Origin of the sequence: Paenibacillus tianjinensis, assembly GCF_017086365.1 — a bacterium.
Taxonomy (GTDB): Bacteria; Bacillota; Bacilli; order Paenibacillales; family Paenibacillaceae; genus Paenibacillus_AQ; species Paenibacillus_AQ tianjinensis.
The window spans coordinates 3,347,294-3,360,757 of sequence record NZ_CP070969.1; the positions used below are offsets into that span (position 1 = coordinate 3,347,294).

Below are 13,464 nucleotides of genomic sequence, written 5' to 3' on the forward strand. Positions count from 1 at the left end.
TACTGCGGCAGATTCATGTCGATCCAGCGCAATGAAGTACCTGCACATTCTATACTATACTATTTTTAAGTTTAGCAATTCTAATTTTAACTATATTAGCATTCAATACTTTCGCACTGTAATGGATTAATCTGCTGATTATTTGTACTATTTCACATGTTGTGTCAGAGAAAACGCTTTTTCGTTAAACCGTACGTTGATAAACGTAGAATCGGTAATCATACGGGTTCTGCTCATCGCGAATCCCCGGTATATTGGACACCTCTTCCCATTCATCCCACTCTACTTCAGGAAACTTCGTCTCTCCCGCAAATTCCTCATCAATTCGGGTCACGATCAGCTTATCGGCATACGGGAGCATCATCCGGTAAATCTCAGCTCCGCCGATGACCATCAGTTCATCTTCTTTGCGTCCTTCGGCCAGCGCTTCCTCCAGTGAATGAATCACTTCCGCCCCTTCCGGCTGAAAGCTGGTATCCCGTGTAATCACGATACTCTTTCTGCCTTTTAGCGGCTTCCCGCCGAGCGATTCCCAAGTTTTGCGGCCCATAAGCATCCGTTTACCGAGAGTCTGCTCTTTGAAGTAGGCGAAATCCCGCGGCAGATGCCATGGCATATCATTATCCTTGCCGATAACGCCATTAGCGCCCATCGCCCAAATCATGCTGATACTCATATTTATGCCCTCCTTGTCAAAGAAACATCATGTCCCCAAAAAGATTAGATTGCGACCGGAGCTTTAATTCCCGGATGGTATACATAATTCTCAAACTCGAAATCTTCAAAAGTATAGTCAAAAATACTCTCCGGCTTTCTGCGAATATTCAGCTTCGGCAACGGATGCGGTTCCCTGGACAATTGGGTAGCCACCTGTTCCAGATGATTTGTATAAATGTGCACATCGCCGCCGGACCAAATGAAGTCGCCAACCTCTAATCCCGTCTGCTGCGCTACCATATGTGTAAGCAGTGCGTAGCTGGCAATATTAAAGGGCAGTCCAAGGAAGGTATCTACAGACCGCATGGTCAGCATGCAGGAGAGCTTGCCGTCCGCTACATAGAACTGGAAGACAAAGTGGCAAGGCGGCAGCTTCATCTCCTCAATCTCGCCTACATTCCAGGCACTGACGATATGGCGGCGGGAGTCCGGGTTGTGCTTGATCGATTCGATCACTGCGGAAATCTGGTCAATCGTCCGGCCATCCTTACTCTCCCAGGCACGCCACTGCGAACCGTACACCGGTCCCAGCTCACCGTTCTCGTCGGCCCATTCATCCCAGATGGAGACACCGTTCTCCTTCAGGTACGAAGTATTTGTATCTCCCTTTAAGAACCACAGGAGCTCGTATACTACTGATTTCAGATGGATTCGCTTGGTTGTAACCAGCGGGAACCCTTCGGACAGATCAAAGCGAAGCTGACGCCCAAATACGGAAATTGTGCCGGTTCCTGTGCGGTCGCTTTTTGTCGTGCCATGATCGAGTACATCCTGAAGTAAATCCAAATATTTACGCAAGGTATTCGCTCCCCTCCCCTTTTTTTCTTCTCCCAGTTTACCATGACCTGACCGCCCTTGTAACTTCCTAAAGCGCAGAAAATGCAATTTCCTGATGATCCCTCACGGTCACCCGCACAGCGATTGCCTCTTCCTGTAAATAGTGGAAACCACGCTGCTTATAAAATCCAATTCCGCCAATTTCAGCTACTCCCAGATCTTCAGCTCCACACGTCCCTCTTCAGCGATCAGCTTAGCCTGTCCTCCTATCGGAAAAGTGATCAGCGGCGAGGTGTGTCCAAAATTCACGTCGGCGATGACCGGCAGCTGCTGCAGCTCCTTTTTACTCCTAATGATCGTAGACAGTAAATCCGGCGTTATCCGCGATGCCCTTTGAAATCTGCCGACTACCAGCCCTCTGACCTGCTCAAAGCCCGGCTGATGAATCAGAGATTGCAGATCCCGGTCGAAGGTTTCCGGACTGGATTCAAAGTCATCCTCCAGAAACAGAATTGCATCCTTAAGGCTTGGCATAAACTCCGTACCTTGAAGCAAATTCAACGTACACAGATTGCCGCCGATAATGATTCCTTCCGCAGATCCTGGATAGATCGTAACCGGACCAGCATTAGGCTCAAACGTACGATTTTCCTGATCCAAGAACCAAGCATCGTCACTCCACTGTGCAGAGGGTTGTACAAGGATCTCCACGTCCTCCGTCATCATCTGGATAAAGTGCCGGATCGTATATTCATTCCCGTACTGCATGGCTAACGTCGAAAAATGAGGACCCGAATACGTAATCAGTCCGGTTCGGGTGTATATCGCACTTCCTAGCGCAGTAATATCCGAGTATCCGCAGAGACGTTTGGGATTAGCGGCAATCAGCTCATAATCAAGCTCACGCAGCAGCTGGTTACAGTTGTGGCCCCCCAGGGTGGTCAGTATCCCCTTAACCTTAGGGTCACGAAAAGCCTCATGGATATCCTCTACTCTGGAGCTGACAGAAGAGGATGAGAACACATCCAACTCATAAGCATGTTCGGCAAAAGAAACCGTGAACCCGAGCCCCTGGAGCAGCCCTTTAGATGCCTCAATTTGTTCAGGGGCTATGATTCCAAGACTATTGGATGGTGAAATGATGCGGATTTCGTCTCCTGCTTTCAGTTTAGCTGCTTTCATAGCTTTCAAACTGCGCTCTCCGCTATCCAGAAGGTCGTGTTTCGTTTCACTGCCGAAAGTACGGGCTTCTTGTTCAGAAATTCTTTGCATTCATTAAGCCCTCCAAAATAAAAGTATAATTCTCAAAAAAGGGACTCCCTCCGCCATTATTATGACATTGGAAGTCCCTTCTATGATGTGTCGCTTAAGCAGATGGTGATTTATTATTTCACAACGTGGATTGGGTGGCCTTCAACCAGCTCAGCCGCTTCCATGACAATTTCGCCAAGGGTAGGATGCGCGTGGATTGTCAAAGCGATGTCTTCGAGCGTAGCGCCCATTTCAATCGCCAGACCCAGCTCAGCAATTAGGTTGGATGCTTCAATACCGACGATTTGTGCGCCCAGTACGAGGTTGTTCTCGCTGTTAGCCACAATCTTGATGAAGCCTTCCGGAGCGTTCAAGGAAACCGCACGGCCATTGCCCGCGAACGGGAATTTGCCGGCTTTTACTTTGTAGCCCTTGTCTTTAGCTTCTTTTTCAGTCAGACCTACGCTGGAGCATTCAGGATCGGTAAATACAACCGCCGGAATGACTTTGTAGTCGACAACTGATTTGTGGCCGGAAATCGCTTCTGCAGCGATCTTGCCTTCATAGGAAGCTTTGTGTGCCAGGGCCAGCCCTGGAACGATATCGCCGATAGCATAGATGTTAGGAATATTAGTGCGGCCTTGGTGGTCAACTTTGATCAGACCGCGTTCATCAAGCTCTACACCGATCAGATCAAGACCTAGTTCGCCATCTGTGTTTGGACGGCGTCCTACAGTAACGAGCAGGTAATCCGCTGTAATCTCTTTGGACTCGCCGCCCACGGAGTACTTCACGGTTACTTCCTTGTCGTTCTGAACAGCGCTTTCCGCTTTGGCATTCGTTACGATCTCAATGCCTGTCTTCGCCATGTTCTTGGCAACCAGACGGGTCATATCTTTATCGAAGCCTGGAAGTACAGTATCCAGACCTTCAATGATCGTTACTTTAGTACCGAATTTGGAGTACATCTGGCCAAGCTCGGCACCGATGTAGCCGCCGCCGATAACGATCATGCTCTTAGGGATCTCAGGCAGATCCAGAGCTTCTGTCGAGGACAGGATACGTCCGCCGAACGGGAAAGGCTTCAGTTCAATCGGACGGGAACCTGTCGCGATGATGCAGTTATTGAATTTGTAGCGCGGGGATTCATGCTCATTGAACAAACGGGCTTCGTTTGTGCTGATGAACATAGCTTCTCCGCTAAATACTTCGATTTTGTTACCCTTCATCAGGCTGGTAACACCGGTAGTCATTCTTTTCACGACACCGTTTTTGAATTCCATAGTTTTGGACCAGTCTACCTTTACGTTCTCAGCAGTTACACCGAAAACTTCGCCGTGCTGCGCAGCTTCATATTGATGGGCTGCAGAGATCAGGGCTTTGGACGGAATACATCCGCGGTTCAAGCAGACACCGCCGAGCTCCGATTTATCCACGATCAGTACCTTCTGGCCGAGCTGGGCGGCACGAATTGCCGCCACATACCCGCCGGGACCTGCACCAATTACCAATGTGTCGATTTCGATTGAAGCGTCTCCGACTACCATTTATTACACCTCCATAACTAACATATCAGGATTTGCAAGCAGGGTCTTAATGTAATTCATGAAGTTCTGGGCTGTTGCACCATCGATAATCCGGTGGTCAAAGCTCAAGGACAGGGCCATTACAGGAGCTGCTACGATTTCGCCGTTCTTAACAACCGGTTTCTCAGTGATACGTCCGGTACCCAGAATGGCAACTTCAGGGAAGTTGATAATCGGAGTGAAGAACATACCGCCGGCGGAGCCGATGTTACTGATGGAGATCGTGCTGCCTTTCATTTCATTAGGAGCCAGTTTGCCGTCGCGTCCGCGAACAGCCAGATCAGTGATGGCACTAGCGATCATCCAGATGCTCTTACGGTCAGCATCCTTGATAACCGGAACAATCAGGCCGTTGTCTGTATCTGTTGCGATACCGATGTTGTAGTATTTCTTGTAGACAATTTCGTTAGTGGTTTCGTCAATCATCGCATTAAGCGCAGGGAATTGACGGGAAGCTGCAACCAGTGCTTTGACGATGAACGGAAGGTAAGTAACCTTCACGCCTTTCTTCTCGGCAACAGGCTTCATGCGGGCACGGAAGGCTACCAGCTCGGTAACATCCACTTCGTCCATGATCGTAACATGCGGTGCAGTGTAAGCCGATTTAACCATAGCATTAGCGATAGCTTTACGGATACCCTTGAATGGTACGCGTTCTTCTTCCAGGCTCACATTGCCGGATGCTGCAGCTGGAGCTGCTGCTTTTGCTGCAGGCGCTGCTGCCGCTGGAGCCGTAGTTGCTGCCACAGATGCTGCAGGTGCTGCCGCTGCTGGTGCCGCCGCAGATGCTGCGGAGCCGCCCTTCAGGAAGGCTTCAACATCTTCGTGAGTGATCTTGCCGTTCTTGCCGGAGCCATTCACTTTGGAGATGTCAACGCTTTGGTCACGGGCGAATTTGCGTACACTTGGTGTAGCCAGAATGTCACGGTTAGGCGCTGGAGCAGCAGCCGGTGCAGCAGCTGGTGCCGGTGCAGCTTCCTGGGCTGCAGGAGCTTCAGCGTGGCCGCCTTCCTGCTGTGGAACTTCGCCTTCAGCAGCAATAATTGCTACAACTTCGCCTACGCGGCATACCTGTCCGTCTTTCACACGCACTTCAAGGACAGTACCGTTGACCGGGCAAGGAACCTCTACTACTGCCTTATCATTCTGCACTTCCATTACGATATCGTCGTCAGTTACTTTATCGCCGACTTTGATATGCATTTTGATGATTTCGCCTTCGTGCAGACCTTCACCCAATTCAGGGAAACGGTATTCAAAGTTCACAGCGCCGCCGTTTGCCGGGGTGCTTGTTGCAGGAGAAGAAGTAGTATCCGCTCCGCCTTTAGCTGCATCTGCCTCTTGAGTGGACTGCGGTTCTGCATGGCTTGGTTCCTGCTCAGGAACATCGCCTTCTGCATCGATAATTGCCACAACTTCACCTACGCGGCAGACTTGACCGTCTTTAGTGAAGACTTCAAGCACTGTGCCGTTGACCGGGCAAGGAACCTCTACTACTGCCTTGTCATTCTGAACTTCCATTACGATATCGTCATCGGTTACTTTATCGCCGGCTTTGATATGCATTTTGATAATTTCGCCCTCATGCAAACCTTCGCCCAGCTCAGGGAACCGGTACTCAAATTTTGCCACCTTGATAACCTCCCAAAAGTTTTGTTAGCATAAGCTTCCTGTATTCACTCCGCAAAACTCGCTTCGAAAGCATACGCTTAGTTTTGTTAGCATCTGCTTCTTCGAATCACTCCGCAAAACTTGCTTCGAAAGCATCCGCCTAGTAAGTATCTTAAATGTATTGCAGAAACGGGTGCCGCCCTTAAATAAGGACGGCAGCTTGAAACTTATTTAGAATTCCATTACTTTCTTCACGGCTGCAATGACGCGTGCCGGTGTAGGAATCCAGGTATCCTCGATTTGTGCGAATGGATAGATGGTATCCGGACCTGCTACACGAAGAACAGGCGCTTCAAGATGCAGAATTGCTTTTTCATTAATTTGAGCGATGACTTCGGCAGCAACGCCGGAGCTCTTTTGTGCTTCTTGAACTACAATGGCACGATTGGTCTTCTTCACAGAAGCAACAATGGTGTCGATGTCAATCGGGCTAACCGTACGCAGATCGATAATTTCAGCCTTGATGCCTTCCTTTTCAAGCTGATCAGCGGCTTTGGTGGCAGTATGTACCATCAGACCGTAAGAGATAATAGTAACATCCGAACCTTCGCGGACAACGTTTGCTTTGCCCAGTTCGACGGTATACTCACCTTCCGGTACTTCTGCGCGGAACGCATGGTACAGGTTCAAGTGCTCCATGAAGAATACAGGGTCATTGTCGCGGATCGAAGCGATCATCAGTCCCTTGGCATCATACGGGTTAGAAGGAATAACAACTTTGATCCCCGGGCTTTGGGCAATCAGGCCTTCAAGAGAGTCAGTGTGAAGCTCAGCAGCTTTGACGCCGCCGCCAAAAGGAGTACGGAACACGACTGGAGCATTATATTTGCCGCCGGAACGGTAGCGCAGGCGTGCAGCCTGAATAACGATCTGGTCGAGGGCTTCAAAAATGAAGCCGACAAACTGGATTTCAGCGATTGGACGGAAGCCCTGTACCCCGAGACCAAATGCCAGACCGCCGATTGCGGACTCGGCAAGCGGTGTATCGAACACACGGTCTTCGCCAAATTCTTTCTGCAGCCCTTCTGTTACACGGAAAACGCCGCCTACATTACCAACGTCTTCTCCAAAGATCATAACATTAGGGTCACGATTCAGTTCAACGCGCATTGCGTCACGGATTGCTTCTTTCATATTCATTTGTGCCATTGCCTGATATCCCCCTTATTCAAAATCGGCTTTTTGCTCTTCCAGATGTTTCGGAGTTACCTCGAACATGCTGTCGATCAAGCCTGAAACGGTCATTTTTTCGGTTTGCTCTGCTTTTTTGATCTGCTCGTTCACAGTCGCTTTCGCTTCTTCTCTTACGCGCAGCGTGTCTTCTTCGGTCCATAGGCCTTTCTTCTCCAAATACTTGGCAAGACGGGCGATAGGATCCTTCTCGTTCCACTGGCCTTCTTCATCCTTGGAACGGTATTTGCTGGCGTCATCAGACAGGGAATGCGGACGGAAACGGTAAGTCACAGCTTCAATCAGCGTAGCACCTTCGCCTTTACGTGCACGTTCTGCAGCTTCCTGCACTGCTGCAATAACTGCGAAGACATCCATACCGTCTACTTTAATACCAGGGATACCGGCTGCTACTGCTTTGTGGGCAATAGATTTGGAAGCCGTCTGCTTAGCGAACGGAGTCGTAATCGCATAGCCGTTGTTCTGTACAAAGAAAATAACCGGTAATTTGAAGCGTCCGGCAAAGTTCAGGCCTTCATAGAAGTCGCCTTCGGAAGAACCCCCGTCACCTGTATAAGTAATTGCAACATTCTGTTGCTTCTTCAGCTTGAAGCCCATTGCGATCCCGGTAGCGTGCAGAATTTGCGCACCGATGATGATTTGTGGCATTAATACATTAACACCATCCGGAATCTGACCGCCGTGCTGGTGGCCGCGGGAATAAAGGAAAGCCTGATATAATGGAAGTCCGTGCCATACCAGCTGTGGAATATCACGGTAGCCCGGGCACACGAAGTCTTCTTTCTGAAGTGCGAACTCACTGCCGATCATGGTTGCTTCCTGGCCGGATACCGGCGCATAGAAACCAAGGCGGCCTTGACGGCCAAGATTGACGGCACGGTCATCCCATGTACGGGTAAATACCATACGGTACATAATTTCTTTCAGTTGATCATCGGTAAGTGCAGGCATCATGTCCTTGTTGATAACTTCTCCATCCGGAGAAAGCACCGTAAGGGCCTCCACGTCCTCTGTATACACTTCATAAGGAACTCTAGTCATCATCTTCACCTCAATAAAAAAATTTGAATATCAGTGGTCTCTGTTATAGAATTATTATACACCTGTTTTATCTGTTTCGTCAAAGAAATACGCATAAAATTTATGTTTCCATAAATTATGTATGTATAACAGGTGATGAAATTCTCTATAACAGATTTGCTTTTTTCAAGCAGGTAAATGATTTTTGGCACATTTACCACTTGGGTAATTTTAACGCAAGCACACGGTTAATGCAAAATTCGACAAGAAAGGTGACGATTCAGTGATGAGCGAACCTGTTTTTCTGAAACGTACAATCGTTAAACAAACACTTTGGAGCGAACATCTGCAGGAAGAACGCAAGCTCCGGATTTATCTTCCCCCAGGCTATAATGAAGTACTCAGCTATCCTGTTGTCTATTGCCAGGACGGAGAGGAATTCTTTAATTTCGGCCGGATCGCCACCCTCGCCGGGCAGCTCATTATAGAGGAAGACATTGAGCCGTTCATCATCGTAGGCGTTGAAGTGAATGTCGCCGTCCGGACACAGGAGTATGCTCCCTTTGGCAGCCGGTTCAGACAATACCTTGCCTGCTTTGCCGAAGAGATTATTCCCTTCATTGAACATAATTATCCGGTCCGCCGTACCCCGGATGAACGGATCATTGCCGGAGACTCCCTGGGAGGCAGCGTTTCCCTGCACCTGGCCCTTGCCTACCCCCGTCTGTTCAACCGAGTCCTGAGCCTTTCAGGCGCCTATTATCCGGAGTCCCGCGACATCATCGCTCTGGAAGAGGATCTATCCTGGCTGGACATTAATATGGTAGTAGGACTGCAGGAGACAGATTATCAGACGGATACCGGAGTATACGATTTCGTCCAGATGAACCGGGACACCAAGGCTCTGCTTGAATCCCGCGGTGCAACAGTTTCCTACCGTGAAAAGGACGGCAAGCATCTTTGGGGATTTTGGCAAAAAGAACTCCCAGAATCATTACTCTATTTCTTTACCCCATGAAACAGCATAAAAAGGCGAAAACGTGAACATTATGCCGGAGTATGTATATCCACAGCTTGTTTGCGCTTCCATTTTGCGGCGGGCACACGGTGCCCGTCCTCTTTTTTAGGATGGCAGCCGGTTAAGCCCGTATTTCAGTGTACTATAGCTATAGCTTTTCTTTAATAATACGCTCCAGCAAAACATCGCAGCCGGCATTGATAAGGTCATAGACCTGCTCAAAATTTCCTGTAAAATAAGGATCCGGTACCTCACGCAGCTCTTCGTCCGGCAGCAAATCCATGAAAAACAGCAGCTCTGCCTTATCTCCGCCGGGAAGCTTGCGGACATTCACGCCATTGGAGTTGTCCATGCAGACGATATATTGAAACTTCTCAAAATCACCGCTGCTCACCAGACGTGCTGTCATATTCTCATAGCTAATCCCCTTCTGGTCGAGAATACGCCGGGTCCCTTCATGCGGCACTTTACCAATATGCCAATCCCCTGTTCCTGCTGAATCTACACCGATACGCTCTGACAGATGGCGTTCTGCGATTTTGCTGCGGAGAACTGCCTCAGCCATAGGTGAACGGCAGATATTCCCCAGACATACGAATAACACATTTACGATTTCTCTCACCTCCCGGAGATCTTTTTGGCCAGCTAAACTGTGCGGCTTCTATATAGAAGAAACCCGCTCTATACATTTTACCGCTGCCTGGTCCAATTGTACAACTTTTCGATCTGCATTATACTTGTTCAGGATGACAAACTATACATCAGAAGAAGGAGGGGGATTGTTTTGCCATCCAAACGAGTTGTTATATTCGCCGGCGGTGCGCTGTCCGAGGACTTGCTGCACCAAATAGACGAAGATGATTTTATAATCGGTGCTGATCGCGGAGCTTTGTTCCTTGTCTCCCATGGTATTACACCGGATATTGCTGTTGGTGACTTTGATTCCGTCAGCCCGGAAGCGCTGGAACAGATTCAAGCAGGCAGTAAACAAACAATTACCTGCGACCCGATCGACAAGGATTTGACCGACAGTGAAATGGCGCTTGACCTGGCACTAGGCACCCAGCCTGAATCCATCCTGCTGATGGGTGTAACAGGCACACGAATGGACCACACTCTGGCCGGCATCCAGATGATGACGAGAGCAATGCAGCGGCAGGTGAGCTGTTCTGTGATGGATTCACATAATTATATCACCCTTACCGGGTCGCAAGCTCTTGTTCAGGAACGCGGATTCACCTATGTCTCCCTGCTCCCCTTGACACCGGAAGTAACAGGAATCACCCTGCAGGGCTTTCAATATCCTTTGGAGAATGCCACGCTGAAACTGGGCCAATCCCTGGCTGTCAGCAACCGGCTGATCGGGGAGTCCGGCACGGTTACTATCCAAAGCGGACTGCTGCTGATCATCCAAAGCAGGGATTAATACATAGAAATTCGGAGACATCGTTGTAACCTTTGTTTCAAAACCTAAAAACCGGGAATCCCTTGCCAGCAAAGGAGTTTCCGGTTTTTTTGTGCTCATCAGACCGATAAATATTAATTTTTTGTAACTTTTAATGATTTTTTAATAAAACGCTTCCAACCCATGCCCAGCTTGAATCTAAGACATTTATGGAAAAATATAGGCGTCAAATTAACTGATATACTACGAAACAGAGAAAGAAGAATACATGATAGATACAAACCTGGGAGGTATTACAACATGAAAAAGCACCAATGGTTCAAACAAGCGATTATCGTGGGGATAAGCACTACAATTGGCCTGAGCACTCTGATGGCTACAGGAGCCGGCACAGCACCTGTTGCTGCCGCATCTGTATCGTCCTCTACTGGACAAAGCATTGTAAACTTAGGCAAAAAATACTTGGGTGTGCGTTATCAGTTCGGCGCATCTACTTCTACTACAAGATATTTTGACTGCTCCTCTTTTACTAAATATATCTTTGCCAAATATGGCATTAACCTGCCGCGTACTTCTGTTGCTCAATCAAAAGTCGGAAAAGCCGTATCCAAAGCGAATCTCCGTGTTGGCGATCTGGTCTTCTTCTCCAGCGGCAGCAGAGCTAATGGTAAAAACGTGACCCACGTAGCAGTATACGCCGGCAACGGCAAGATTCTACACACGTACGGTTCCCCCGGCGTCACAGTGTCAAACCTGAATTCCGGCAACTGGAAAAGAACCTACCTGAAAGCACGCCGCGTACTGTAGAACTTCTCCTTATTAAGGACAATCAGCCTGTAGGGCCGCCTTCGGGCGCCCTCATGATATATCCGGTTCCGCGTACCGTATGAATCAGCTTATTGCGATGACCTTTATCAACCTTCATGCGGATATGTCTAATATAGACATCTACCACATTGGTGTCCGCAGGAAAGTGATACCCCCACACCTGCTTTAAGATTTCGTCCCGGGGACAAATTTCCCCTTGATGCAGAGCGAGATAATAGAGCAGATCAAATTCTTTGGGGGTCAGCATGAGCTCGATTCCATCCCGGCTGACCAGCCGGCGGCTGGAGTCCAGCAGTAGGCCATCGACCTTAAGCAGGGATTCAAGGCTGCGCCGTCGTCCCGTAAGCCAGAGCAGATTCATTACTCTGCATCTGAACTCACCTGTGTGCAGCGGCTGTTGCATATATTCATTTCCACCCGCTTCAAATACCCCAACGGCATCTTCGCCAGCACCTTCACTTGCAATTACCATCACCGGTAAAAAGGTCCCCTGTGCCCGGAACTCCGAAACGATGCTCCAACCGGCCCATTCCCCGGGATTCAGCAGCTCCGCCAGAAGCAGAACGGGATGAACTCTGGCTAACAATAAGCGAAGATCCTCGAGATCTTCGCTTATTGCTGTTTGCAGTCCAAGTTGGCCCAGTGCTTCTTCAATCTGCGAACGTACCTCTTCCCTATTACGGACGCTTTCCTTTGATTCACCGGCTTCACGGGCAGTCCCAGATATGTACCAGGCGATGATTTCGTTCATGGATCTCCCCTCCCCGCATCATTATCAGCCTTGCGGCAGAATCCCGCCTCAGATCAAACTTAGAATTCCCCCAAAGCAAAAAGACCATTCCAGATGGGAATGGTCTTCACATTAAGTTCTACTACATTATCCAAAATATCGGTGATATACGCTGCGGGCGGCGGCTACATCACTGGTCCCATGAATCAGAGCCCGCCCGTCTGCAAAAATCACCAGACGGTAAGGTTCCTCCGTAAAGGAAACGAGATAAGGATTACTCTCGACCCTTCCACTCCCCAACCTGGAGAGCCGGGCAGCCGTCTCCTGTAAATCCAGCTTTTGGCGGTGTGCCGGCCGGATTTGAACAGTATCCCTGCCGCACAGCACATCACTGCGTTCCGTATTGGCCGCGGTCAGGTAAGGATAAATCGCATGGCTGCCACAGGACGGGCAATCTTCCTTCTTAGCTGCCTTTACCCCAATCTCCTGGTGCTCATTGCGCCACACATCAAAGCTCAGCAGCTTGTCCCGCAGCTGGCCCTGCCGCCCCCCCAGCAATTTGAGCGCTTCAGCAGTTCCGTTAGCCGTAACTAGCTGCACCGCCTGCGGCAGAATGCCTGCAGTGTCACAGGTATCTCCACCTAACGGAACCGTTCCCAGCAGACAGTTCAGACAAGGTGTCTCTCCCGGCAAAATCGTGTAGGTTATTCCGTAACTGCCTACACATGCTCCATAAATCCAGGGAATTCCGTGTTTCTGAGCCATATCATTGATTATCAGCCGTGTATCAAAGTTATCTGTGCCGTCCATAATGAGATCCACTCCGGGCAGCAGGCCTTCCAGCTCTTCCGCACGAACATCCAACACATGGGCCTCGATCACGATCCCGGAATTAATCTGCTCCAGCCGCGCTTTTGCAGCCTCAGCCTTAGGCATTCTGCTGCTGGCATCTGCTTCTGTATACAGCTGCTGCCGCTGTAGATTACTCCACTCCACATAGTCCCGGTCGGCAAGAATCAGTCTTCCGACACCGCAGCGGGCGAGCGTCTCAGCAATGCCGGTACCGAGCGCACCTGCACCGATGATTAACACACTCGAACGGGCGAGGCCCGCCTGCCCCTCTGCCCCAAACGGCGTAAAGCGGACTTGGCGCGAATATCGGCCGTCTCTACCTGAACTATTGATATCTTCACTATGGCTCATCCCTAACAATCCCCCCATATTGAAAAGCCCGGAAATAGCAGCTGGTCCACTGCCCATCCCCGGATTT

13 protein-coding genes are annotated in these 13,464 nt (G+C 49.5%); 3 read left to right on the plus strand and 10 right to left on the minus strand.

All coding sequences use genetic code 11. From position 1 onward, the window contains the following. Nucleotides 1-184: 184 nt before the first annotated feature. The 7 genes from JRJ22_RS14915 to pdhA all read right to left on the minus strand — a co-directional run bounded on the left by JRJ22_RS14915 (nucleotide 185) and on the right by pdhA (nucleotide 8,234). On the minus strand, nucleotides 185-676 hold the full coding sequence (locus JRJ22_RS14915; RefSeq protein WP_206100302.1) for a dihydrofolate reductase: 492 nt from the start codon (nucleotides 674-676) through the stop codon (nucleotides 185-187). A 44-nt stretch (nucleotides 677-720) separates the two neighbouring features. Further along, a complete protein-coding gene (thyA, locus tag JRJ22_RS14920) occupies nucleotides 721-1,515 on the minus strand; it encodes a thymidylate synthase (RefSeq protein ID WP_206100303.1) in 795 nt (264 codons plus the stop codon). A 186-nt stretch (nucleotides 1,516-1,701) separates the two neighbouring features. After that, nucleotides 1,702-2,676, minus strand: coding sequence for a S66 family peptidase (locus tag JRJ22_RS14925; RefSeq protein ID WP_206105149.1), 975 nt, complete (start codon nucleotides 2,674-2,676; stop codon nucleotides 1,702-1,704). A gap of 203 nt (nucleotides 2,677-2,879) precedes the next feature. Continuing rightward, nucleotides 2,880-4,292, minus strand: coding sequence for a dihydrolipoyl dehydrogenase (gene lpdA / locus JRJ22_RS14930; RefSeq protein WP_054940869.1), 1,413 nt, complete (start codon nucleotides 4,290-4,292; stop codon nucleotides 2,880-2,882). Nucleotides 4,293-4,295: 3 nt separating this feature from the next. Further along, nucleotides 4,296-5,963, minus strand: coding sequence for a 2-oxo acid dehydrogenase subunit E2 (locus tag JRJ22_RS14935; RefSeq protein ID WP_206100304.1), 1,668 nt, complete (start codon nucleotides 5,961-5,963; stop codon nucleotides 4,296-4,298). Nucleotides 5,964-6,173: 210 nt separating this feature from the next. Next, nucleotides 6,174-7,151, minus strand: coding sequence for an alpha-ketoacid dehydrogenase subunit beta (locus JRJ22_RS14940; RefSeq protein WP_054940871.1), 978 nt, complete (start codon nucleotides 7,149-7,151; stop codon nucleotides 6,174-6,176). Between the two features lie 15 nt (nucleotides 7,152-7,166). Then, nucleotides 7,167-8,234 carry a pyruvate dehydrogenase (acetyl-transferring) E1 component subunit alpha gene (gene pdhA / locus JRJ22_RS14945; RefSeq protein WP_054940872.1) on the minus strand — a complete coding sequence of 356 codons (1,068 nt, stop codon included), beginning with the start codon at nucleotides 8,232-8,234 and terminating at the stop codon, nucleotides 7,167-7,169. 265 nt (nucleotides 8,235-8,499) lie between these two features. On the opposite strand from pdhA, the gene JRJ22_RS14950 reads away from it, so the two are divergent. Beyond that, nucleotides 8,500-9,231, plus strand: a complete 732-nt coding sequence (locus JRJ22_RS14950; RefSeq protein WP_206100305.1) for an alpha/beta hydrolase — start codon at nucleotides 8,500-8,502, stop codon at nucleotides 9,229-9,231. Nucleotides 9,232-9,379: 148 nt separating this feature from the next. Here the strand turns inward: JRJ22_RS14950 and JRJ22_RS14955 are convergent, their stop codons facing one another. Further along, the gene (locus tag JRJ22_RS14955; protein WP_206105150.1) at nucleotides 9,380-9,844 is read right to left on the minus strand and encodes a low molecular weight protein-tyrosine-phosphatase; all 465 of its coding nucleotides are present in this window, start codon (nucleotides 9,842-9,844) and stop codon (nucleotides 9,380-9,382) included. Nucleotides 9,845-10,015: 171 nt separating this feature from the next. On the opposite strand from JRJ22_RS14955, the gene JRJ22_RS14960 reads away from it, so the two are divergent. Both JRJ22_RS14960 and JRJ22_RS14965 read left to right on the plus strand, forming a co-directional pair. After that, complete coding sequence (locus JRJ22_RS14960) at nucleotides 10,016-10,657, plus strand: thiamine diphosphokinase (protein WP_206100306.1); 642 nt, start codon at nucleotides 10,016-10,018, stop codon at nucleotides 10,655-10,657. 279 nt (nucleotides 10,658-10,936) lie between these two features. Continuing rightward, nucleotides 10,937-11,443 carry a C40 family peptidase gene (locus JRJ22_RS14965; protein ID WP_206100307.1) on the plus strand — a complete coding sequence of 169 codons (507 nt, stop codon included), beginning with the start codon at nucleotides 10,937-10,939 and terminating at the stop codon, nucleotides 11,441-11,443. A 22-nt stretch (nucleotides 11,444-11,465) separates the two neighbouring features. Here JRJ22_RS14965 and JRJ22_RS29285 read toward each other — a convergent pair whose 3' ends face one another. Then, complete coding sequence (locus JRJ22_RS29285; RefSeq protein ID WP_232380851.1) at nucleotides 11,466-12,215, minus strand: winged helix-turn-helix domain-containing protein; 750 nt, start codon at nucleotides 12,213-12,215, stop codon at nucleotides 11,466-11,468. A gap of 126 nt (nucleotides 12,216-12,341) precedes the next feature. Further along, on the minus strand, nucleotides 12,342-13,397 hold the full coding sequence (locus tag JRJ22_RS14975; protein ID WP_206100308.1) for a ThiF family adenylyltransferase: 1,056 nt from the start codon (nucleotides 13,395-13,397) through the stop codon (nucleotides 12,342-12,344). Nucleotides 13,398-13,464 lie beyond the last annotated feature (67 nt).